At 44.4% G+C, this 24,125-nt stretch carries 21 protein-coding genes; 18 read left to right on the top strand and 3 right to left on the bottom strand.

The annotated features are described in order from the left end of the window. Window positions 1-138 precede the first annotated feature (138 nt). Together AC0YOD_RS13275 and AC0YOD_RS13280 are read right to left on the bottom strand one after the other, a co-directional pair. Window positions 139-1,086 (bottom strand): aldo/keto reductase, encoded by a 948-nt coding sequence (locus AC0YOD_RS13275; RefSeq protein ID WP_475799769.1) that lies wholly within the window; start codon window positions 1,084-1,086, stop codon window positions 139-141. A gap of 29 nt (window positions 1,087-1,115) precedes the next feature. Continuing rightward, window positions 1,116-2,114 carry a Gfo/Idh/MocA family protein gene (locus AC0YOD_RS13280; protein WP_475799770.1) on the bottom strand — a complete coding sequence of 333 codons (999 nt, stop codon included), beginning with the start codon at window positions 2,112-2,114 and terminating at the stop codon, window positions 1,116-1,118. 123 nt (window positions 2,115-2,237) lie between these two features. Here AC0YOD_RS13280 and AC0YOD_RS13285 point away from each other — a divergent pair, with 123 nt between their 5' ends. The 11 genes from AC0YOD_RS13285 to AC0YOD_RS13335 all read left to right on the top strand — a co-directional run bounded on the left by AC0YOD_RS13285 (window position 2,238) and on the right by AC0YOD_RS13335 (window position 13,728). Further along, complete coding sequence (locus AC0YOD_RS13285) at window positions 2,238-3,089, top strand: AraC family transcriptional regulator (RefSeq protein ID WP_475799771.1); 852 nt, start codon at window positions 2,238-2,240, stop codon at window positions 3,087-3,089. A gap of 138 nt (window positions 3,090-3,227) precedes the next feature. Further along, on the top strand, window positions 3,228-4,646 hold the full coding sequence (locus AC0YOD_RS13290) for an MFS transporter (RefSeq protein ID WP_475799772.1): 1,419 nt from the start codon (window positions 3,228-3,230) through the stop codon (window positions 4,644-4,646). Continuing rightward, complete coding sequence (locus AC0YOD_RS13295; RefSeq protein ID WP_475799773.1) at window positions 4,647-5,474, top strand: MerR family DNA-binding transcriptional regulator; 828 nt, start codon at window positions 4,647-4,649, stop codon at window positions 5,472-5,474. Between the two features lie 6 nt (window positions 5,475-5,480). Next, complete coding sequence (locus AC0YOD_RS13300; protein WP_475799774.1) at window positions 5,481-6,959, top strand: cellulase family glycosylhydrolase; 1,479 nt, start codon at window positions 5,481-5,483, stop codon at window positions 6,957-6,959. Window positions 6,960-7,228: 269 nt separating this feature from the next. Then, complete coding sequence (locus AC0YOD_RS13305) at window positions 7,229-8,083, top strand: hypothetical protein (protein ID WP_475799775.1); 855 nt, start codon at window positions 7,229-7,231, stop codon at window positions 8,081-8,083. A gap of 174 nt (window positions 8,084-8,257) precedes the next feature. Next, window positions 8,258-8,692, top strand: coding sequence for a YciI family protein (locus tag AC0YOD_RS13310; RefSeq protein WP_475799776.1), 435 nt, complete (start codon window positions 8,258-8,260; stop codon window positions 8,690-8,692). After that, window positions 8,689-9,969, top strand: a complete 1,281-nt coding sequence (locus tag AC0YOD_RS13315) for an RNA polymerase sigma factor (protein WP_475799777.1) — start codon at window positions 8,689-8,691, stop codon at window positions 9,967-9,969. Before AC0YOD_RS13310 ends, AC0YOD_RS13315 begins: the two co-directional genes overlap by 4 nt. A gap of 168 nt (window positions 9,970-10,137) precedes the next feature. After that, on the top strand, window positions 10,138-10,482 hold the full coding sequence (locus tag AC0YOD_RS13320) for a DUF1801 domain-containing protein (RefSeq protein WP_475799778.1): 345 nt from the start codon (window positions 10,138-10,140) through the stop codon (window positions 10,480-10,482). A 91-nt stretch (window positions 10,483-10,573) separates the two neighbouring features. After that, complete coding sequence (locus tag AC0YOD_RS13325) at window positions 10,574-10,984, top strand: VOC family protein (protein ID WP_475799779.1); 411 nt, start codon at window positions 10,574-10,576, stop codon at window positions 10,982-10,984. A gap of 27 nt (window positions 10,985-11,011) precedes the next feature. Then, window positions 11,012-12,631 carry a helix-turn-helix domain-containing protein gene (locus AC0YOD_RS13330; protein ID WP_475799780.1) on the top strand — a complete coding sequence of 540 codons (1,620 nt, stop codon included), beginning with the start codon at window positions 11,012-11,014 and terminating at the stop codon, window positions 12,629-12,631. A gap of 92 nt (window positions 12,632-12,723) precedes the next feature. Further along, the gene (locus tag AC0YOD_RS13335) at window positions 12,724-13,728 is read left to right on the top strand and encodes an ABC transporter substrate-binding protein (RefSeq protein WP_475799781.1); all 1,005 of its coding nucleotides are present in this window, start codon (window positions 12,724-12,726) and stop codon (window positions 13,726-13,728) included. 112 nt (window positions 13,729-13,840) lie between these two features. Here AC0YOD_RS13335 and AC0YOD_RS13340 read toward each other — a convergent pair whose 3' ends face one another. Next, a complete protein-coding gene (locus tag AC0YOD_RS13340) occupies window positions 13,841-14,707 on the bottom strand; it encodes a pentapeptide repeat-containing protein (RefSeq protein ID WP_475799782.1) in 867 nt (288 codons plus the stop codon). A 315-nt stretch (window positions 14,708-15,022) separates the two neighbouring features. Between AC0YOD_RS13340 and AC0YOD_RS13345 the strand changes: the two genes are divergently transcribed. From AC0YOD_RS13345 to AC0YOD_RS13375, 7 genes are all read left to right on the top strand, one after another. Continuing rightward, window positions 15,023-17,254 carry a helix-turn-helix domain-containing protein gene (locus AC0YOD_RS13345; RefSeq protein ID WP_475799783.1) on the top strand — a complete coding sequence of 744 codons (2,232 nt, stop codon included), beginning with the start codon at window positions 15,023-15,025 and terminating at the stop codon, window positions 17,252-17,254. Between the two features lie 352 nt (window positions 17,255-17,606). Continuing rightward, window positions 17,607-18,959 carry an ABC transporter substrate-binding protein gene (locus tag AC0YOD_RS13350; RefSeq protein ID WP_475799784.1) on the top strand — a complete coding sequence of 451 codons (1,353 nt, stop codon included), beginning with the start codon at window positions 17,607-17,609 and terminating at the stop codon, window positions 18,957-18,959. 64 nt (window positions 18,960-19,023) lie between these two features. After that, window positions 19,024-20,001: a carbohydrate ABC transporter permease gene (locus tag AC0YOD_RS13355; protein ID WP_475799785.1), complete on the top strand. Its 978-nt coding sequence runs from the start codon at window positions 19,024-19,026 to the stop codon at window positions 19,999-20,001. Next, the gene (locus tag AC0YOD_RS13360; RefSeq protein WP_475799786.1) at window positions 19,998-20,837 is read left to right on the top strand and encodes a carbohydrate ABC transporter permease; all 840 of its coding nucleotides are present in this window, start codon (window positions 19,998-20,000) and stop codon (window positions 20,835-20,837) included. The genes AC0YOD_RS13355 and AC0YOD_RS13360 overlap by 4 nt, the downstream gene beginning before the upstream one ends. 43 nt (window positions 20,838-20,880) lie before the next feature. Further along, complete coding sequence (locus AC0YOD_RS13365) at window positions 20,881-21,885, top strand: Gfo/Idh/MocA family protein (RefSeq protein WP_475799787.1); 1,005 nt, start codon at window positions 20,881-20,883, stop codon at window positions 21,883-21,885. 1 nt (window position 21,886) lies between these two features. Next, window positions 21,887-22,885, top strand: a complete 999-nt coding sequence (locus AC0YOD_RS13370) for an aldose 1-epimerase (RefSeq protein WP_475799788.1) — start codon at window positions 21,887-21,889, stop codon at window positions 22,883-22,885. A 236-nt stretch (window positions 22,886-23,121) separates the two neighbouring features. After that, window positions 23,122-23,874, top strand: coding sequence for an alpha/beta fold hydrolase (locus AC0YOD_RS13375; protein ID WP_475799789.1), 753 nt, complete (start codon window positions 23,122-23,124; stop codon window positions 23,872-23,874). The last annotated feature ends 251 nt before the right edge of the window (window positions 23,875-24,125 follow it).

Consider the following 24,125-nt stretch of genomic DNA (forward strand, 5'->3'; position numbering starts at 1 on the left):
TTTCTATTAACGAATATAAATGATAGAAAATAACCGAAATAATGAGGTAGGGGATTTGCTAATGATCGGAGCGGAATAATAGAAGAACTCCGTCCTTATCGGGACGGAGTTCTTGGCATGAGTGTTATGGAAATATAGTTAAATATTCAGCTTGCTATCTGATGTCAGATCAAGCCAATCCAACTCATCTCTTGTCAGTTGGATGAGCGAGCCTTCATCGCATGAGCGAAGCTCCTCCAGTGATTGAGCGCCGATTAAGGCACAGGTAGGGAACGGCTGATTAAGCACGTATGCAAGTGCGATTTGAATGGCTGTTACGTTTTTACGCTCGGCAAGCTGTTTGGCACGCTCAAGTCTCTCCCAGTTTCCATCGCTGTAGAAGACGCGGACTAAATCCGCATTGTCCCGAATTTCCGGAGAGAATCTTCCAGTGAAGAAGCCTCTGGCTTGAGAAGACCATGAAAACAATGGAATTTGATTGGATTCATGCCAAGCGCAAGTTTCATCATCAGCAGATACGCATCCAGCCCAAAATGGTTCATTCGCTTTTGCGAGGCTGAAGTTAGGGCTGCTGAAGGAAAAGCCGACCAAACCGTTAGCTGCGGCGTAGTCATTTGCTTCTTGAATGCGCTGCCAGCTCCAGTTGGATACCCCAATCGTTTTTACAGCACCTGAAGCGATATGTTCGTTTAATGCTTCAATAACCTCACCGGCAGGAACGGCCGGATCATCACGGTGCAGCGCATACATATCGATATAGTCCGTTTGCAGTCTTTCCAGACTTTTCGTCAAATCACTGCGAATCGCTTCGCGGCTTACGCGAGGTCCATTCTGATCATGATGTGCTCCTTTGGTCAGTATGACCCATTGTTCGCGGTTGTCTCTTTCTTTCATATAACGTCCTATTACTTCTTCACTTTCCCCGCCGCAGTAAATATGAGCCGAGTCGATGGAATTGCCGCCAATGGCAAGAAACGCATCCAAGTTTGCAGCAGCTTTCTCGTAGTTATGATGGAAGAAGTAGTCAGAACCTTTCATTAACCGGGATACGGGCTTTTCTAATCCTTGTACAGTTAAGTATTCCATAGCCGTTGTAACCTCCTAAGTCTTCTATTTTATAGTTCAACTCTTGTCCGCTCGCGAGCAGACAATAAGCAGGCTTCAATTACTTTCATATTGTTAATGGCATCAGAAGTTGAGAAGGCTAAAGGTTTGCCTCCTGTAATGGCACGAGCAAGATGATCCGCTTGTTCGGTATAAGCGTTCACATACGGTACTTCAATTTCTTTGCGATCCCCATTAGAAGTGAGGAAGATGCTGCCGCTCTCAGGCGTTGGCGTTAGGTAGGCAGAAGGGAGCTCAATGATCCCGTCAGTGCCAAGCACCTCTAGTGGATTCCGGAAGGCTGCCCACATGCCGCAATCAAAAGTAAGAGCAATTGATCCCTCAAATTCGACCAGTCCGGAAGCCATCATGTCCACATCGCCATACTCAGGCGAGAACAAGGCGTTTACTGTGACAGCTTCAGGCTCTTTGCCAAGAAGGAGTCGAGCTGCATTAATGGGATAACAGCCTACGTCGTAGATCGATCCGCCGCCCCAATCCTTGTGATAACGGACATTGGATTTATTCGAGGAGCTATTGAATGTAAAAGCACTGCGGATTCCACGTACTTCGCCAATGGCACCGGAGGCAATTAAATCTTTTATCGTTTGATAGCGCGGGTGATAGCGATACATGAACGCTTCGGAGAGAAGAACGCCGCCTTTGTCAGCCGCTTCAGCCATTTCTATCGCTTCACGCTCTGTTAGAGCAAGAGGCTTCTCGCATAAAATATGCTTGCCTGCTTCGGCTGCGCGGATTGTCCACTCCTTATGCAGGTGATTCGGAAGCGGTATATAAATAACGTCAATGGAGTCATCTTCCAGCAGTGCTTCATAGCTATCATAAGCGGTAGGAATATGAAGCTCTTCCGCAGTCTGTTTAGCCTTATCCCCGTCGCGGCTCGCTATAGCGGCGACTTCGTTTAATGCAGATAGATGCACGCCCGGAATGACTGCTCTCTTCGCAATTGCAGCACATCCCATAATGCCCCATTTCAACTTTTTACTCATGTCTTCACCCTCGCTTTATTTATGAGTTTATGATTATATTGCGATTATAGGTCATACAAATTAAAATGAAAATAATATTATTTTGCAGTCGTTTAAAACAATATTGTCATTGAGGTGTTCCTATTGCAAAGACAGAGTCTATTGCTTACCATTCCGAATATGCCATACTTTTGCTTCCCTGAATCCATCGGCTATTATCGCAATCATCCGGAACATAACGTATACAGAGAAGCGGGGGCGCTGAATAATTTCAACGTCCATTATGTCGCTTCGGGTAAAGGCTTTGTTGAGCTGGATGGCGTCGTTCATGAGCTGCGAGCAGGAGAGGCTGTTCTTTATTTCCCGCTGCAGAAGCAGCGTTACTACAGCAGTAAAGATGAGCCGTGGGACATTAGGTGGTTCCACTTTTACGGGGGAAACGGGCTTCATGAATATTTGCTTGAGCAGGGACTACATAAGAGTCAGTTATGGACACTTCGTCAGCCTGCTGCTTGGGAGCAAGCCCATGAAGAATTGCTGAATGAAGCTGAAACGCATCGCATGCTTCATCCCGTTCATTTATCCATGCTTACCTATACGGTGTTGACGATATTCGTAGAGCAGGCTGTTGCATTAAACCGGAACAAGGGACTAACCCCTGGTGACCGTATTATGGAGATGCTGCCGATTATGCAGCAGGAAGCGGTAAAACCGTTTATATTGGAGGAATGGTCAGATAGGCTGGGTGTGACTCCTTACTATTTCTGCAAGCTGTTTCGGGGTGCAACGAGGATGACTCCGATGGATTTCATTACACGATGCCGTCTACAAGCAGCGAAGCAATGGCTTCTTGAGAGGATGGATGCCAACATCGGTCAGATCGCTCAAGAGGCTGGCTATCCAAGCGTTAGCTATTTCAATAAGCGTTTTATGGAGCATGAGGGTATGACGCCTACGGCATACCGCAAATTGTATGCCATACACGGAAATTCATAGTTTTTTGTATGGGAAAGCCGTGCTTTTATTTTGAAAATTCCCCTTGAGGCTGGAGTAACTCCATCGTTTATAATAAAAAAACAATAAGAATGAGAAGTGTAGAGAACCATTGATGAGAGAACTGCTTAGGAGAAGGGAATGTTGCTCTTGAGGAAAGCAGTACGTTCTATTCGGGGACTTTTTCGCTTTACCAGTACGGGGCTGACCTTAGGGCAAAAATGGCGATTAGCTCTCCCCGGACCTGTGCTTTCGGTCGGCGGCGTTCTCATCCATAATGTGTTCATCAAATACTACACGGATATGATCGGGCTCAGTCCGAAGTATGTGGGCTGGGTGTACATTATTTATAATATTTGGAATGCCATTAACGATCCGATGATAGGCGTATGGATTGATAAAATGAGGCATCGTCCGAAGCGCGGAAAATATGTCTACATCATGCGTGTGACTGTGCCTTTTATGATTATATCTTCCTTTCTCATGATGCTCTCCAGTCCGTCTTGGGATCAGTGGCAGATCTTTCTTCTTTATACGATAGAGTTATTTATTTACGATACGGCAGCAACAGCTTACGGTGTGGCCTACCAATCCTATACCTTGATCGCTGCTCCCACCAAAGAAGAGCGTATTGATGTCGGCGTGATCCAAAACTACGTTTCGCAAGGGATGTCCTTTCTCATTACGATGATTCCGACTTTGCTGCTCGTAGGCGACGGAAAGCGTGAGGTGATTATTCCGGTCTTTACGGGAGTAATTCTGGTAGAAACGATATTTTTCACCTTGGCTTTGAGGGGGCTGAGGGATGATGCAAAGATGTATGAAACGCTAAATACACAACACATGGAAACGAAAGAAGTTTGGAGGGAATCCTGGCAAATTATCAAATCTCGTCCTTTTCTCACCTATATCCTCTACTCCATCATTACGATTGGCCCCATCGGCTTTTACTTCACACCATACCTTTACTTTATGGATGATGTGCTAAATTCGGGTGGCCTCACTGCTACGATTGTCGACGTGAGCACCCATGTAATCGCTCTCATGTTTTTGCCGGTCATGGGATTCATCGTCAAAAAATACGGAACAAAAACGAGCGTTTACTGGGGAACAATCACAGCCGTTCTTGGCTACGGCGGAATCTTTTTCGCGAATAATATTTGGACGGTAGCAGCTTCCTATATTTTAATCGTGTTTACAGTTAACTACATTAAAACGGCGATATCACCGATGGGCGCGCTCATTATTGATGAGAACGAGCGTACAACCGGTGTGCGGAAAACAGGACTTTTTAACGGGTTATTTTCGTTGTTTATTGTTGCCTTCTCCAGCTTGCAGACGGTCATCTTTATCAATGTTATCGGAGCGTATGGTTACGATGGTCTTGCTGAAGCTCAGTCTGATTCTGCCGTATTCGGTATTCGATTGGCTACAGGGCTGATCCCGCTTATGGCTATCATTATCGGACTTATCCCGATGTTTTTCTATCCATTTGACAAGAAGAAAGAAGAAGAAATATCCGCATTTAGTAACTTTGCTAGAAGGGGAGGACCGAATTAGGTGAATTTAAAACTGAAATTTACAATTGGCGAGGTATCCAATATTCTAGGTATCCCCATTGATACTCTTCGTTACTATGACAAGATCGGGCTGCTGACTTCCCATGATCGAGACGTCAACAATTATCGCTATTATTATCTGGAACAGTTCGATTCCCTCATCACGATTAGAATGCTGCGAGCAATGGATGTTCCTATTGAACGGATTCAAGTCCTTCTTGCAGACGATAGTCTAAATGATATGCGCGAGCTGCTCTCTAACAAGCAGAAGGATATTGACAGGCAGCTGACCTATTTAAAGCATCTGTCTCAAAAGCTGGATTTTCTGAAGGATCAGTTTCAACGGTTCGAGGATACGGATGTTATTGAGCTTGTAAAAAGCAATCCCAGCTGGGTGTTTCTAACCGATTCTATCATGGAGAGCACCGATAAGAAGATTGGAAGCAAGGTACAGGAGCAGGTTAATAAAATCAGTACCCACAAGGAATGGATCGCTTTTTGCCATATCATCTCTATCGTATCGATGGAGAACCTTATCGCTGGTCATTATCACAGCTATCTGAATAATGGTATTTTGTCCACCTTTCCGATGGAGGATGATACCGGCGTATTTCAAAAGGTAGAGCCATGCTTTTGTGCAAGAAAATATGTAGTAATCGGCAGAGAGGATTACACCCAATTAGATGAGCACTACGAGCAAATGAAAGCATTCATCCATAAACGAGGCTTAAAGATCGCCGGAAATTCACTGGAGATCAATTTATATAATCAGTACAACAAGCACTACATTGAGATCTATATTCCTGTAACAGAGGATGAGGAAGGGTGAGTGGAAATGAAAAAGCTATCAACGGATGGACAGCGTTTTGTTAATGAAGACGGAGCACAGGTTATTTTGAATGGCGTAAACTTGGTCTGCAAGGAAAAGTCGAAAGGATATGTGGACCCATGTGATGAGAGTCTATTTAAGTGGTTTCATGAGCAGGGCTTTAATGTCATCCGCTTGGGCTTGATTTGGGATGGTGTGGAGCCCGAACCGGGTGTCTATGATGATGAATATCTGAGCAAAATCAAACAGCAAATGACTTGGGCTGAACAAAACGATATCTATGTTTTTCTCGATATGCATCAGGATTTGTATAGCTCTCTCTATGCGGACGGGGCTCCGGAGTGGGCAACGTTTACGGACGGTCTCCCTCATGTAGTCGGACAAATTTGGAGTGATGCTTACTTGGAAAGCCCTGCACTGAATCGTGCCATGGATTATTTCTGGGACAACGCCCCAGCCCCCGATGGTATAGGATTACAGGATCATTATGCGGCGATGTGGAAGCATGCAGCAGCGTATTTTAGCGATTGTACCAATATTATTGGATACGACATGATGAACGAGCCTTACCCAGGATCAAGCGGGCAGGAGGTGTTTGGCACTATTATCGCTGCCTATGCTCAAACCGTCATGGGAACGAGTGAGGTCGATATGGAGCAGCTCTCCGCACTCTGGTTTGATGAGGAGAAGAAGCAAGAGATACTCGTTGGTATGGCAGACATGACTATTTATCAGGTGCTGGTCGAAAGCGCGAAGGAGCCTTCACAAAAATTTGAGCGTGACGTTCTCTCTCCCTTTTTCAAAAAAACGGGGGCAGCGATTCGCTCGGTTGATGGCGACGGATTTTTAATGCTTGAAACTAGCTATTTCTCAAATATGGCCATAGAATCCGGGTTGGAGCTTGTAAAAAACGCGGAGGGAAATGTCGTCCATCATCAGGTGTACGCCCCTCATGGTTATGATTTGGTTGTGGATACAGAGCATTATGAGATTTATAATGGGGATCGTGTCGATTTAATCTTTGCTACGCATCGAAAGGTGCAGGAGCGGCTAAACGTTCCGACTTTGATAGGGGAGTGGGGGGCATTCACTAACCATCCTGCGACCTTTGAGCTAACCAAGTCACTCATTTCTATTTTTGAAAAATACCTTTGGAGCAATACGTATTGGTGCTGGTGTGACGGCTTCAAGGAAACGCCATACGCAAAAGTATTGAAGCGGGCTTATCCGCAGGCAACAGGTGGAGTACTTGGAGGATACCATTATGATTATGATACGGGTATTTTGAAAATGGAGTATGTACCATCAGGTAAGGAAACGTTAATTTTCCATCCCCGTGCTGCCTTGCTCTCGAAGGAAAGCATAGTCGTATCGGGAGCGGATTCATGTCTGATTGAGCTTCGGCCTTACCTGGGCTCGGAAAGCGGGGTAGTATCGATTATCACTCCGCAGGCTGAGAGAGGGATTACGGTTACGGTGGGGTAGTGGAAACGGATGTTTCCTTGAAGTTGGATCTGAGTAACATTACCGACATAGGGTATTAAGCTATAGAAGTTACAGTGAAATCATGCAAAAAAGTTTCGATTACAGAACATGGATACAGGGCAATTTGAGGCGAGATCTCGATTGCTCTTTTTTTATTTTTAAGGATATGACTTTAGAAGATATGCGCTAAAAAAACTAAATTTGGAAACCTTCACTCCTTCTTTCTCGTTTATTTTATATGCGTGTAGGTGTGAGGAGGTGAAGTTTCAGTGTGGAGAATCTGTTTAGTAATTGGAGCAATAATGCTCATAGCGGCTTGCAGCAAAGTTCAGGTTACAGAACCAAAGGATGCCTCTACTGATAAAACAGTGACGCCAATGCCAATGCCAATGCCAATGCAAACAGCAACCGCAGCATCAGAAATCGCCAAGCTTTCTTTCCCAAACTCCGTGTCACTAGATTTTACAGCACTCCAAATGGACGCATTGAAAACAACTCAACCAAAAGAGGAATGGAATTGGATTAAGGAAATACCATTTGGCATGATCAATCGGGAAAAAGTGGATCTACTTATTTACCAAGAACCAATGAAAGAGGAAGAAACGATTGAACCTTTCCATGGGTTGCTTCGATACCGTGATACATACTTTTCAATTAGTAATGAGTTGATGGAGATACCCTCTATTGAAGGCTCAACGATGTATGTGTTGCAGCATACATTTCCTGACCTGGATCAAGGTCTTCTCTTATTAGGAGGTATTGCATTATTTGCAAACGGACCTGGAAGCTTTATCTACATCGTCTATGACTGCGAAAATAATCAATGGCTGACGTTTGAAGCTTGGGGCAAGCCCTACTTAATCGATTTGAATTCGGATGGTGTTGATGAATTTGTGGTTCAGTTCGAAGGACTGCATATGCAATTCGCTGACCTTACTATATATTCATGGGGCGAAGGAAACCTATCCGTAAGCGAATCAGTAAAGCTGGCGATTCTAGGGGATAAGGGTAATACCTATGCCCTGCTAGGAGACGATAAGAGGATTGCAGTTGGAGATGTATTCACGCAAGAAGAGGCTAACTATGTTTACGATCTGGGGAGGCTGCTTGTTAAAAAGGAGTAGAGTTATTTCTAATAAAAATAGAATTAAGCATTCAAATCAAAGGACTTTTATTTATAAATGACGAATCCATTATGATGCTGAATAATGTAAAAAAATTCAATTATTAATTTCGGTTGATTGGTTTAGAACGGTTAATTAAGTCTCTCCAATATGAGTGCAGGAGGAAAATATAATATGCGATTCATGATGATTGTCAAAGCTACAAAGGACTCAGAAGCGGGTGTCATGCCAAGTCAGGAGCTATTTGAAGCCATGCAGCGTTATAACGAAGAATTGGTTAAGGCGGGTGTGTTGCTCGCTGCCGATGGCCTATATGATAGCTCGACCGCCATTCGAATTTCTTATCCGGAAAGAAACGGTAAGCCGAAAATAACGGATGGTCCGTTTACGGAAACAAAAGAAATAATAGCGGGATATACGCTGATTGAGGTCAAATCCAGAGAAGAAGCTATCGAATGGGCGATGCGCATGCCAGATCCTCATGGCAATGGTGAAGGGGAAATAGAGCTCCGCCAGGTTTTCGAAGCGCCAGATCTGACGCAGGATCCAGAAATCCTTGCCAAAGAATTAGAACTTAGGGAACAGTTGAAGAGGCTTAAGCAATCGTGACTGCTTCCGCAACCCTTCGCACAATAGATGCAATCTGGCGAATCGAATCGGCAAAGATTATTGCCGGACTGGCAAGGATGGTACGTGATGTTGGACTCGCGGAGGATCTTGCACAGGATGCGCTTGTCATTGCAATGGAAAAGTGGCCGGATATCGGTGTCCCAGAAAATCCTGGCGCGTGGTTAATGACGACAGCGAAACGCCGAGCTATTGATTGGATACGCAGAAATAAACTGCGTGATCAGAAATATGTAGAGCTTGGCCGCAGCAACGATCTGTATACTGAGGATGATTTGGATAAGGAGATAGATGGAGAGATTGGTGATGATCTTCTTCGATTAATCTTCACGACATGCCATCCGATCTTATCGCGGGAGGCGCGAGTGGCATTGACGCTGAGACTTCTCGGAGGACTATCGACTGAGGAAATTGCTCATGCATTCCTCGTTGCCGAATCGACAATCGCACAGCGTATTGTTCGAGCGAAACGCACGCTTAGCGAAGCACGCATTCCATTTGAGGTACCTACTGGTGACGAGCTTAAAGAGCGTCAGTCCACTGTGCTGGAAGTCATTTATCTGATGTTCAACGAAGGGTATACGGCATCTTCTGGCGGCAGCTGGATACGTCCTTTGCTTTGCCAGGAAGCACTTAGAATTGGACGCATATTAGCAGAAATCTCATCTGGGGAGCCGGAGGTACATGGCTTGGTCGCCTTGATGGAGCTTCATTCCTCGCGCTTCAAAGCTCGGGTTAACGCTATAGGAGAGCCTATACTCCTTATGGACCAGAACCGTGCATTATGGGATCAATTGTTGATTCGACGCGGCTTGGCCGCACTGGAGCGTGCACAAAAAATTGGACGTCCACTCGGTCCCTATGCTCTTCAAGCAGCTATATCCTCATGCCATGCGAGAGCTCGAAGTGCATCCGAGACAGACTGGGTTCGCATTGCTGCTCTTTATGAGGCTTTATCTCGCGTTATGCCTTCGCCCATCGTAGAATTGAACCGAGCAGTAGCGATTGCCATGGCATTCGGGCCTTCCTTCGGTCTTCAAATTGTCGATGAGCTGACTTCAGAGCCCTCGCTGAAAGAGTATCATCTTCTTCCGAGCGTGCGTGGCGACCTATTATTCAAGCTGGATCGTATGAAAGAAGCTCGTGAAGAATTTGAGCGGGCTGCTTCTCTGACGAGCAATTTGCGTGAGCGTGAACTGCTATTGAAGCGCGCCGCTGAATGCATATCAAATGAATCTGGTAACGGCAGTTATAGGTAAGAAGATCGGGATTTGTTGTCCAAAACTACATAAGGTCATTTTTAAAATATATTTTTCTGTCATGTCGATTCTGTCATGTCGATTCTGTTATCCTCCATTCGTTGTTTACATATAAGCAGGGTTTAGAGGCTATAACAAATAAACGTATAAACGAAAGGTTGTTGAACAATGGGAGCACAAGAAGTAACGGATTTTATTGAAGCGATAAAAGAACCATGGCAGGGAGAACTGTCTGCCCGCCTTCGCGAGGTTGTTATTCAGGCGATTCCTGATGTAAATGAACGTATTCAGTACAAGAAACCTCATTTTCTGAAAAATGGTAAGTATGCTGCTGCCATTTCAACATCTAAGGAAGCGGTAAGCTTTGTCATCTTTAATACGAGTGAGCTTACGCTGCCAGATGGATTGTTCGAAGGCCCGCAGGAAAGAAAAACGATCAAGATACGTCAAGGACAAGCGGTTGATTTTGAGCAATTGTCTTCAATCGTAAGCGAAGCATCTTCTACGCTATAAGCCGATTAAGACAAGGTTTTACCGATCCCAAAGACAGTATTTCTGTTATTGCAAGCTAATAGGAGAACTTAAGAGGAGACCTGCAGATAAGATGAAAGCAAAAATTAAAAATTCGCTTCAAGTCAGATTGGTATCCGATTTAGCTAAAGCAAAGGAATATTATGAACATGTATTGGGTTTTACCATTGATGAATGGGGACATACCGAACGAGAAGGGGTAGGGTTCTTACTTCAACAAGCTGAGAGAGCTGAGGATGTTCGACCGAATGCGAAGCCATCACAAAGGGAATACCCTTTCGACTGGCCTGGTCCACCGATGAGCTGGGATACGTATGCGTATTCCGACTTTGATGGTGTACAATCCTTGTATGAGGAGTTTCAGGCGAAACAAGCAATCATTGCGTATGATCCAATCATAGAGGATATGGGGAAGAGCAAATGGAAAGAGTTTGCAGTCAAGGATCATGACGGTTACGTTATTGTATTTGGCGGCAGCAACTAGAGAAACGAAAGAGGGAGATCTATACAGATGAGCACCTTTGATAGTGAACAGATGTCCCAATACCAAACATCCCATTCCTTTTATATGCCCGTCCGTATTACTGGATTGAGTGATGAAACGTTTTGCAGTGATAGAGAAAGGGATATGGCGCTTTTCCGTATCCTCGTCGTGTGGGATGGAGAGGGATTACTAAGCATTAATGATCAACAGCATGAAATATCTCGGGGAAGTATATTTCTGAGTAATACCAATATAGAGATGCAACTGAAGTCGAGTTCCCTACTGCGGGGCGTCCTGCTAGAGTACTGCTGTTTGTCTAATGACGACTCAAAACCAAGCGGACTACAATATCCCTTGCCGCTACAGAACTGCCCGTCAGGGCTTTTAAACCTAGCTTATGAGTTAGAAATGGTTTGGAGAAATCCGCAGATTAGCGAGCCGTTCCGTGCACAGCAGCTATTCACTGAGCTTCTTGCGGGATTGCATCAAGAGTTGGCAACAAAGGCGCAGCCGTCCACAAATTGGTTCACGAAGGTTCTGAATTATGTAGATAATCATTACCAGGAGGATATGACGAGAGAGGAACTGGCTGAGCTGGCTAATGTAAGCCCAGAACACTTATCGCGTACATTCCGCAGCCACACTGGACGAACCTTCACCTCTTATCTGACCTTACTTCGTATTCGCAGCGCTCAGCGTCGTATTCTGACCGGATCGCCTGACTTGAATACGTTGGCTCATGAGGTAGGGTACAAGGAGGGCTTCTATTTAAGCCGAAAATTCAAAGAATCAGTCGGGTTGTCGCCTACCGCTTATCAGCGTAAGCATAAACGAATTGCTGCACTTAATTTTAATCATACTGCGTGCCTAGCAGCACTGGGTGTTACTCCTGATCTTGGTGTTTATACATCCTGGCTAGAGCATGCGATGCGCAGGATGAAGTTAGACATCGGACAGCCGTTTAATCCATACGGACAAACCTCTGAAGGTTACTATAATGAGATTGCAGTTGCAGCTCCGGATGTGATTATCAGCTACAATTTGGAGGAACAGAACAAAAATCTTCTTCCCCTAGCACCAGTGATGGAACTGCCTTTTATGACAATGAGCTGGCGTGAACAGTTCCACATGATTGCGCGTATTGTGAATAGACAACAGCAAGCGGAGGAATGGATGAGAAAATACGACAAGCTGGTCATTAGGAGCAACCATCGGCTGGATCGGATGCTGGATGATCGCGGGACTGCTATTGTTTGGGAGATAGGTCATAATAAAGCCTATTGTTTTGGCAGCAGTTTTGGCAGAGGCTGTCAGGTGCTCTATGATGATTTTGGCTTTCTTCCGCCATCCGAATTAATAGAACAGGGTATTACGGCTAGCGGGTATATAGAAGTTGAGATTGAATCCATCGCCTCTTATCCGGCCAGCCATATCTTTATTACGGAAATGCCATCTTTCCCAGAAGCTCAACAGCGGGTCAAACGTTTGCTTTGCTCTCCGCAGTGGTTGAAGCTGGAGGCTGTAAGGAATAATCGGGTATATCTATTGAACGAGCCAGAAATGTTCTTCGGTTATGATCCCATTTCATCGCAAGCTCAGCTTCGTGAACTACTGCGTGCGCTGACGGCACATCACAAAAATGCATGAATATAAATCATATGAAGGTATAGTAATTTCCCCTCCTGCATTGTAAAGTTTAACTGATAATGATTATCGTTATTAAATAGGGAGGGTTACATTTGTTTACTCAACAGAAGAAATACAAGAAGCGCAGTCTAGTATTACTCGTTTTCAGCTTATTATTGGTTTTAATGATCTCTGCTTGCGGGGCAGCAGATCAGAATAATAAAGGTGGAAATAAGGGCGATGGAGGGAAAGAAGAGACATCGAATAATTCTGCCTCAACGCAAGCTAATAATTCGAAAGAAGTCAAAACGATCAAAACCGTTAAAGGAGATATCGAGGTTCCCGTTCACCCGATACGAATTGTTGCTGAAGAATACTTGGGCAGCTTGATCGCGCTGGATGTCGTTCCTGTAGGCGCGCCTGGACTGACGCTGCAAAACTACTATTTCAAAGATGCGCTCAATGGTGTTGCAGATACGGGCGTTTATGGGAAGCCGTCCACTGAAAGCATTATTGGTCTCAATCCTGATCTTATAATTACGGGGAATGGAGATAGCTATGAACAGCTTAGCAAAATTGCGCCAACCCTATTCATTCCATATGGGGATTTGAAAAATGCGCACGAGGAGCTGAGTTATTTCGGAGCCTTGCTTGGTAAAGAAGAGGAAGCAAAAGCTTGGCTCGCTAAATATGACGAGCGCATTGCTGTAGCGAAGGCGAAGGTTGATGCCGCAATTCCCGCTGATGCCACATTCAGTATCATGGAAAATAGCGAAAAAACGACTTGGGTATATGGAGATAACTTTGGTCGCGGCGGACAACCGGTCTATCAAGCTTTGAATCGGAAGCCGCCTGCAGAAATCGCAGATGAAATAATGGAAAAGCAATGGGCGGAGATTTCGAGTGAAATACTGGGAAAATACGCTGGTGATTATATTATTATGACCTCCAACAACCGTACGGTAGAGGACTATCAAGCTGATCCTATTTGGGGCACTCTTCCTGCTGTGAAAAACGGGAACATTTATGTATGGCCGGAGGATCGTTCTTGGTATTATGATCCGCTTGCTGTTCTTGCCCAGACAGAAGAGCTGGCTGAATGGCTTTCTGGTAATTGATATTTTCATTTTTGACGTTCTTGGTACATGGTGTTAGAGCTGAGACAGTTTGCCGGTTGGCAGACTATCTCAGCTCTTTTTTTGTTCCTCTACAAAAGGGTGTACGCACCGCCTAAGAGGCCCAATGATTGGGGTGAAGAAGCGTTAGCGGGAGCTTGGTATGAGCGTCGCCCTTTGCTGCGTTGAGCTGGGATTGTGTGAGAAAGATGCTTTCGGTAAGGTTAGCTCCCCTCAGATCAGCATCACGGAAATCAGCGCCTATAAGGTCGGCTGCTCTCAGGTCGGCTCCTCTGAGGTCAGCGGCAATCAGATAGGCACCCCGCAAATTCGCATACCTCAGATCCGCTCCTTTAAGCTTAGCGCCTATGAGGTCAGCACCTCGACCAATTTTTTTTTGACGATTTAAATGGCTTTTATGCTGGGGACTAGCCTCATTGCGCACGAGCTCACTAGTCTGAAGAAGTAGAGCATTGATCTCTGCTCGATGTGCCGCAACATTCAGTTGCTTTAGAGAATCAGGCTTGAGATTGGTAAGTCGTTTCGTCTCGTTTAGCGCCAACTCGAGCGCATCATGAATCGAATGAGCAGGCTGAAGGGTAAGCGCTTCGGTTAGATACCAAAGAAGCTCGTTGAGCTGCCGCATAATGATGAATACATCAAACATTTGACTTGCAGATTCCGGTGCTTGTCGCCAGTCGATTCCACTGAAGGTGACTTGGGAAACCTTTTGCCCGGCGCCAAAGCAGTCATAAACCGTACAACCGCGAAAGCCGCGCTGCCTGAGGCTGTCATGAACACCGCAGCGGAAGTCCGGCTGCAGATTTTGGCAAGGTTGTCCGGCATCTTTATCATTAGCGAAATCAGCCGAAGCAGCGTAAGGCAGCGCAACACAGCATATACCGAAGCACTTTTCACAGTCAGCCTGTAAATCATTGCGGCTTAGGCTGGAAGAATACTCTGAATAGTCGTTGTTAGGCATGGCGTGTTCTCCTTTACAATAATCGTATTCCTATATTTGTATAATTTATTTGGAAATAATTACTTATTCTATCAGAAATATTTGTGAGTTGCAGTAACATAAATTTAATAGTACTTTTACACAGAGATTGACAGATGGTAGGGGTCTGTTAAAATTAAAAGAATAATTTAGAATGTACGATAACTATAAAATAAAATGATTAAAAATGGTGCAGGTAATCGTAATTAGTTACTTCAATAGAGATCTGTGTAAGCGTTATTTTTTGAGAGAAGCATTTGTAAGCTAATCTGAATATACCTGCAGAGAGGAACTAACATGAATCGGAATTGGTTTACACGAATGCTATTGCTCTATGTCCCTGTCTTCTTAATTGTCCCCGCTTTTCTATTTTTCTTTTTTTTCCAATCCTTAAGTGATAATAACCGCAAAGATGCAGAACGTTCCAATGAGTTCGTGACCAGGCAGGCACTGTTGATGATTGATTCATCTCTGTCATCTCTCGATCAGACCGTTACGCTGGAGATGCTGCGCAACCGAACGATCAATCGTTATTTTTCTCAGCCATCGCAAGAAAATCTACCGCTTCAGGTTGATGTCATGAATATTATTCGTGATTTGAAAATGACGAATCCTTTCATTCACTCCATCTATATGGTAAGAGCAGACGATAAGCGCGTTCTTAACGAGAGTACAGCCTATCCCTTGAGTCAATATGCAGATCAGTCCTTTATTGAAGGCAAGCTGGATTCACCGAATAGCAATTGGTCGGATGTGAGGCTGTATAAAGAACTCGATTCGGACAAAGGTACGCCTGTCGTCTCCTTAACACGGAGTGTATCGATATTTAATAAGGATCTCGGTCTATTTGTTGTCAATGTAAGCGCAGAGTCGCTTAAAGTACTTGTTCATCAGATGTACAATCCAGATTTCAGCGTCCTTCACCTATATGACCAAGGTGATAACGGAGTATTCGACCAAATGAATGATGAAGCCCAAGTAAACGAAACTACAGATCATACTGGTTTGCTAAAGTCAGAGGCTGTTTCGGAATACACAGGCTGGCGTGTCGTTAGAAGTATTCAAAACGCTGGTGTAGTCAATTTTTTCATTGCGCTCTCTAACATTTGGTTCAAGTTTGGACTGCTCCTCTGCGCCGCGTCGATTGCTTGGATCATCTACGTTACACGCCAGAACTATAGGCCAATCCAAAAACTTGTTACGCAGCTTCAAAGCTTAAATCCAAGAGATGCACGAAGCAGCGAGACAGTAGTCAAAAATGAATTCAATTTTATTAATACGACACTTGAAAATATGATCGAGCAAAACAATCGATTTCAGCTACAGTTCGAAGATGATCTGAAGGTGAAGCAGAACTTCTTCATCTATGAGCTGCTGGAAGGAACGCGAGCAGTCAGCATGAAGGACTGGGAAGTAGAGGCAGAGAAGCATGGTCTGCCGCTTCAGTTCGGAAGGCAACAAATATTTGTGCTCGAAATTGACCGTCGAGCAGAGTGGATTGGGCAGTATGAGCAGGAAGAGCGAGAACTGCATAAACGGAGCATAGAAGCCGCGGTACGTGAATTAGCGATGAGCCATGGATATGTAGTATGGCTGCTCTGGGTATCTGTACAGCAGCTAGCAGGTATTCTTGTGGAGTCAGAAGAAACGGAGATCCATTTAGGCGGACTAGAGTTGGCTCAATGCTGGCAGGAAAGCTTGCGTGCTGAGCTGTCTGTAACTGTGTCTATTGGACTTGGAGAGCCAGTGGAGCATCCGGAGAACTTAAGGGATTCCTATCGGGAGGCGCTTGACGCCCTTCAATCCAAATCAGCGAATGGGACTAATATGGTTATTCCTTATTCTACGGGACTACAAGCTAACGAAAATGTATTCACACATTTCCATCGAATTGACAGCATAGTTGATGATTTTCGCTTATCGGAGCCGAGATGGCGAGCAGATTTCAACGAGCTGTTCCTACAGCTTCAAGCAGAAGGCGTGTCCCGAAAAGGAATTAGCAGTGTTCTTCATTATTTAATCTTTAATTTAGACAAGGCAGTTGCGGGAATGAATACAGAGTATCAGAACCTCTGGAAGCTAGAAACCCTGCCATCCTTGTATCAGATATTAGAAGAGGTAGAAATACTAGATGAAATGGCAGAATCCGTCTACCAGCTAATGGACCTCTTCTCTGAGCAATTGGAAACACGGAGGGAATCACGCAATCAAGGAACACTTGTAAAGGAAGTAAAGGGCTATATTGAAGCCAATTTTACAAATCCAAATTTATCACTCGATTATTTGCAGCTTAAATTTGGTGTCAACGGAAAATATTTAAGCAGGTTGTTTAAAGAAGAATATGGTTTAAAGTTTGTTGACTTCCTCATTGATCTTCGTATGCAAGAAGCTAAGAAACTGCTGCTAGAGAGCAGCCTGTCTGTTCAAGACATTACGGAGAAGCTAGGCTATAGCAGTCCCATCTCTTTTGCGCGAACCTTTAAGAAAATTGTAGGAATGTCGCCGGTCGATTTTCGCAAAGGAAAGTAAACTTTTTGTATACTGGATTCCATAGACCGGCCGCGCTGAAATATAAGCACGGCCGGTTTTATCATTTATTGATACTACGATAAACCCTTGCTGTTACGGCGTTTTTGACTAATGTGAAAAAAGTTCGTCGTAGAGAAAAGTTTGTATTTGCCTGTAAACGGATACAAAGAAAGATGTGAATTTACTTAACATTTAAAACAGCGTTTTCAATTCCAAGTTCTCCTTTTGGCTTATGGAGTGAAAAGTGTTTGTTGTGCGAAGGAATGAAGGGATGGTTTGATAAGGGGGCGGAAAATGTTAATTTCGTTAACCGCAAATCACAACGTATGAGAAATCGAGGGGGATTAATCAGATGGTAAATGGGATAAGGAAAAAGTGGTCAATGTTGGCTGCAGCCACTCTAGTAATTACAACAGTACTGAGCGGATGTGGAAATTCTTCGTCAGGCAATGAAAAGAAGAATGGTGACGATCCAATTACGATTACGCTTGAAACATCCGTATATGCGGAAGCGGCTCATAAGAAGGCAATTGATGGATTGATTCAAAAATACAATGAGACTCACCCGAACGTCATTATTAAGGTTCACGGTACTGATTATGAAAATTATTGGGATAAGCTGACGACTGAAATTATTGGCGGAACTCAAGCGGACATAGTTCAAGTTTATCCAGAGAATATTGCAACATATAACGCACTTAAAGAAGGCGGAACTTTCGTTAATTTGGATGAGCGTATTAAAGCGAGCGGATTGGAGAACAAGCTGATTGGTCAGGAGCTTAGCAAAGTGGATGGCTCTTATTACGCAATCTCCAACTACGCGTGGGGCTCAACAGGTATCTTCTATAACAAGTCTATGTTTGAAGAGGCATCAATTGACCCAGCATCGATCAAGACGATGGATGATTTCAAGGCAGCAGCAATCAAGCTTGGCAGCATGAAGGAAAATCAATATGGCTTCTCAAGCGTGCTTGGTACACATCCTTTCATTGCTTCCGAGTGGTATCGCTTGCTTGCACGTCCTGTATCGAATGGTATTTTCTTCGCTGACGGAGAAGCTGGACCGTATGAAGGGGACCGGATCAATGTGAACTCTGCTGCTAACGTATGGGCAGCGCAGTGGTGGCAGGATCTAATGAAGGATAAAGCTGTTACAGCTCCGGGTACACGCGACAAAAAGGTTAGCCGCGAAATGTTCTGGAACGGTCAAGCAGGAATGGTAATGGATGGACCATGGTTTATTGGTATGACAAAGGATCGCGACGAGAAGCTTCTTGATAATCTTGGTATTATCCCGCAGCCATCTGTTGTTTACGAAGGTACGACTTATAAGCCTAATCCACATAACTACCCGATTGTGTCGATGATTTCACAAAAAAGCAAGCATCAAGACGAAGCATGGGAATTCCTAGAATGGATGACGACGGCGGAAGCTCAAGCTATTATTTCTGTTTCCGGTATGATTCCAAGCAGCAAGGAATACGCAGAGACTGACCAGTATAAAGCGGCTAATCCGCTTGCAGCAGAATTCTTCAATTTCCAAGAGAACGTATATGCGCCAGCAGTTATGGACCCTCCTATTCCTGAGCTTGGGACACTATCCCAAATCATTGTAAATGCAACGCAGGATATGTTCGTAGCAATGAAGGATGTTAAGACCACATTGGATAATGCGGCTAAGGAAATGCAAGACGCAATGAATTAGACCAATGATGCTATCCGGCGATTATTCGCCGGATAGTTAATGAATAAAGAAGGAGGTAGGGGATTTGAAATTAACGGGAATTGAGAGTAATGATCAGCAGCGTCCCTTGCTCACCAATAAGCCTAGTAAAATGAGTGGCTTTTGGCTGAAGGAAAAGAAGCATTTCAAGAAGAACGGCATCGCTTACTTATTCATTGCACCTTTGGCACTGACGGTTGCTCTCGTGCTTCTGTACCCGATTTTTAAGGCGGCGTTAATGAGCTTTCAATACTGGGAGGTAGCGAAGCCAGTTGCTGGAGGACATCCTTTTGTAGGGTTTGATAACTATGCAACAGCACTGCAATCCGGTTATTTCTTAAAATCATTAGGTATTACATTCGTATATATCATCGTGACGGTATTGCTGAGGTTTATACTTGGCCTCGGAACGGCAGTACTGCTTAATGTTCCTTTTAAGGGAAGAGGTTTGGTTAGGGCGCTTGTCATTATTCCTTGGGCTGTACCTGAAGTAGTAACCTGTCTCGTATTTATTTTGATGTATGATTATCAGTTCGGTGTCATTAACGATATTTTGTTGAAAATGAACATTCTCACGAATCCTATCGCATTTTTGGGAGAATCCAGTACAGCTTTAGGAGCGGCTATGTTCGTCAACGTGTGGAAGGGTTTTCCTTTTGCTTCTATTATGCTCTTGGCTGGCTTGCAAAGCATATCAAAGGATTTATACGAGGCTGCCAGCATTGATGGCGCGACGAAGTGGAGACAGTTCCGTAGTGTGACCTTCCCGATGCTTAAGCCAGTATCGGTTATCGTATTCCTGCTTCTTATTATTTGGACGATTAAGGATTTCGGCATTGTTTATGTGCTCACTGGCGGAGGACCTAGCCGAGTGACAGAAATTCTGACTATATTTATTTATCGAGCGGGCTTTAAATCATTCGACTTTGGTTTGGCTGCTGCCGCAGGGATGATTCTGCTGCTCATATCGGTTGTATTTACCGTGTTGTACATGAAAGCGACGAAGGCAGGTGAAATGTCATGAAGAAAGTACCGCAGATGGTTATCGTTTACGCCTGTGCCGTCCTGATCTCTCTTTTTGCCATATCGCCATTTATTTGGATGATACTCACCTCCTTGAAGCCGCAGGCTGAGATTTATAACACGCCGCTCACTTACTTGCCTCAAGAGCTGAATTTGAACGGATATGAAGGAATGCTTGATCCCAATGCGGATGACAGCGCGAATTTCTTGAAGTGGTTCGGCAATACGGCACTCGTATCCTTGCTGACAACGGTTTTGTCACTTGTCATATCGGCGCTTGGCGGCTATGCGATGTCCCGTTTCGGTTTCAGAGGACGCATGTCGATTGGATATATTATATTGCTCACACAAATGCTGCCAGGATCGCTTCTCATTATTCCGCTTTATTTGATCATGAAAGATTATCATTTGCTCAATTCACATTTCGGTCTAGTGATCGCTTACTCGACAGTTGCGGTTCCGTTCTGTACGTGGATGCTGAAAGGCTACTTCGACAGCGTATCGCAATCGATCGATGAAGCGGCAAGCGTGGATGGCGCCAGCAGGTGGACGACATTCATTCGAATCCTGCTCCCATTAACACTTCCTGGACTCGTCGTAACAGGGATTTTCTCCTTCCTAACAAGCTGGAATGAGTTTATGTTTGCGCAAACTTTCTTGAGTGATTACGACAAGTGGACACTCTCTGTTGGTATAGCAAGTTTCCAAGGCCAATATGTCGTCAATTGGGATTATCTAATGGCTGGATCGGTTATTACAACCTTACCAATTGTTATCGCATTCTGGCTGCTGCAGAAGCATCTTGCAAGTGGAATGACGGCAGGGGCAGTGAAATAATTCATACACATATTCATATACAACTTGTAGAGGGGCAAATAAGATGATTAAATTCGGAGTAGTAGGCATGGGCATTCGCGGAAGTATGTTTGCAGAGACGTTAGGACAAAACCCGTACGCGGAATTAGTCGCTGTTAGTGATGCATTCGAAGGAACGCTTGCCAAGAGTGTTGAAAAGTTCGGTGTTCCTGGTTATTTGGAAGTTGAAGAAATGATAGAGAAAGAGGCGCTGGATGCCATTGTCATCGCAACGCCGGATTTCTTGCATAAGAAGCCTGTAATGCTAGCAGCCGAGAAAGGGATTCATATCTTAGTTGAGAAGCCATTCTCTACTAGCGTAGAAGAAGCTGAAGAAATGTATGCGGCGGTGGAGAATGCAGGCATTAAGTGTATGGTTGCATTCGAGAATCGTTGGAATTCACCATTTGTAGCAGTAAAAGAAGCCGTAGAGCGCGGTGGAGTCGGAAATATTTTATCGATTAACACGCGTCTAAACGACACGATCTTCGTACCTACCCAAATGTTGAAGTGGGCAGGGGACTCTACTCCGGGCTGGTTCCTTCTTCCTCATGCGACGGATATTGCCTTATGGCTCAAGAAGGACAGCAAGCCAGTCAGCGTATTCGCTGTCGGAACGAAGAAGAAGCTTGTAAGCATGGGAATTGATACGTATGATTCCATGCAGACGATCGTTTCCTTCGATGACGGTACGCATGCGTCGTTCACAACAAGCTGGATTCTTCCAGAATCAATGCCGCTCATTTATGACTTCAAGGTGGAAATAATCGGAGATGACGGAGCGATGTACGTCGATTTGGCAGATCAAATGGTGCGCCAAGCGGGGCAGACTTATAGTCATGTTCACACACTAGGTACGCCAATTAATGGACAGCTTACTGCAGCGCCTAGTTATATGCTTCATTCTTTTGTTGATAACATTCGCTTGAATATAATGCCGGAATCAAACGCAGCAGCAGGCTTGCTTAACACGAAGCTTGTTCAGGCGATTCATCGCTCTGCAGAGAGTGGAAAGATTGAATTCATTTAAGATGGAACAGCAACTGAAGGCTTCGATTAAAGAAGATTCCTTTCTAGGTATAGCCGCTATTACAGCGGAGAATAGCCGTTTAAGGATGACGGTTGTTCCTAGTCTGGGAAGTCGAGTTATCAGATTGAGCAGCAAGCAAGCGGAGGCTGAGCTGCTTCGGACTCCAGATACGATCGAGGCTTACCAGAAGACTCCTCTGTTGTATGGGATTCCGGTGCTTTTCCCACCAAACCGTATTGAGAATGGCCGTTTTGCTTTTGATGGGCGCGAATATCAGTTCCAAGTCAATGAGCCGCATCTAGGTAATCATTCACACGGACTGGTACATGATCAATCTTGGAAATTGGGAACATGCTCTATCGAAGGAGATAGAGCAATCGTGACGACAGTGTTTGATTCCCGCAGTGTACCGTCTGTTATGGAGCAATTTCCGCATGCATTTACGATTACGATGAGGTTCATACTTGAGGGCAACACTCTCATGCAGGAAGCCAAAATACGTAATCTGAGCGATACTGCTTTTCCTTGGGGACTTGGCTATCACACGACCTTCTGCTTTCCCTTTCAGAAGGGTGCAAACAATAAAGGCTGCTCCATGATCGCGCCAGTAGGGCGCCGATGGGTACTGGATGACCAGTTCCTACCTACAGGAGAATTAGTCGAGGATGCAAGGAGCGAGGTACTGCGTAAAGGCATGGGAATTGAGGGCATACGGTTAGACGATGTATTCCTAGCGGCAGACTGCTGCGAGAATGAAGTCGTAATGACGGATCGTTCCGCGGATATTCAGGTTGTTTACCGCGCAGACCCTGCATTTGGCCAATGGGTGCTTCACAATGGCGATGGTACAGGTGGATATATGTGTCCGGAGCCATATACAAGTGTAACGAACGCCTTCAACCTCCCCTTAAAGCGAGAACTGACAGGCATGCAAGTGCTGGAAGCGGGCGAAGCTTGCATCGTAAGATGCATGATAGAGGCAAATCGAATAGGGGAGTAGAGCGGCGGAAGCTCTTACTATGAATCATTTTGTTTGAATAAATAGAGGGCATTAGAATGTTGTGCGATACGCAACATTCTAATGCTTTTTTTGCGTTGGAACAGGACGTTTTAAAGGATAGTGAGAATGCTCATTGAAATAATAGATATTGGATTCACTGTAGACACAATCTACATGATATAAAGCATTCTATAATTTCAGTGCATCAACTATTAATCTTGTTTCCGGAGGTATATATGCCATACATGCAGATAGAGGATTTAGAGATGTTTTATGAGAAAATGGGTGTCGGTGAACCGGTTATATTTCTACATAGCGGCTACTCTAGAGGAATATTAGCTTTTGCAAGTCAGATGCTCGATTTTCAAAATAAATATACATGCTTTTTCCCTGACTTCAGAGGACATGGGAGAACAAAAAGTGAAAGCCTGCAATGGAACACTCCTCAACTAGCGGATGATATCTTTCATTTTATGAATGGTCTAAACATAAAAAAAGCACATCTAATCGGTTACAGCTTAGGTGCAAATGTAGGTTTATACTTGGCTGTTAATCATCCGGATCGAGTTGGGTCAATAACAACTATTGGTACAAGTGGATTCTGTGACCCAACTGGAGTTGAGCAATATGAACCTGATTTTCTGATACAAGCGGGGCAGCAGCATACCATCAATCAAATGATAGAGAGACATGAAGAGGCTCATCGAGGAAACTGGGAAGAGCATATGCGGCAAAGTGCTGCAGATTGGCGATTGTATCCGCAGCTTACGGAGGAACAGATTAGCTCGATTGCATGTCCAGCCTTATTTATTACAGGAGAGCATGACGAATTCGTGGGTGAGAAGAGAGTCAAATATTTGAGCTCTCTGGTACAGGGCTCATGCTATATCGTCGTTCCAGAATGCGGCCACAGACCGCATATGTTGAGAGAAAAGCCTATCTTTGTTAACGATTCCATTCTGGCGTTTTTAGGATCAATCAAATCGTAGAACAGGTGTAAATGAAGTGTGTTTTTTTGGGGGAAGTGCTGATCTTGATGTTCAAGATCAGCACTTTTTTGTTGTTTCGATTACATGTCTTTTGTGGCAAGTTATATAACATAAGTGAAGGTCTGGAAATGTGAACATAACGCGATAAAGATAGATTTATTCGAAATGCACAAAGAAAAGCGCTCGATTTTGGCTAACATAACTATTGTTCCTACCTATTCCAAATGATAACATGTCATTTAAATTAACAT

The organism is Paenibacillus sp. J31P13 (genome assembly GCF_056269295.1).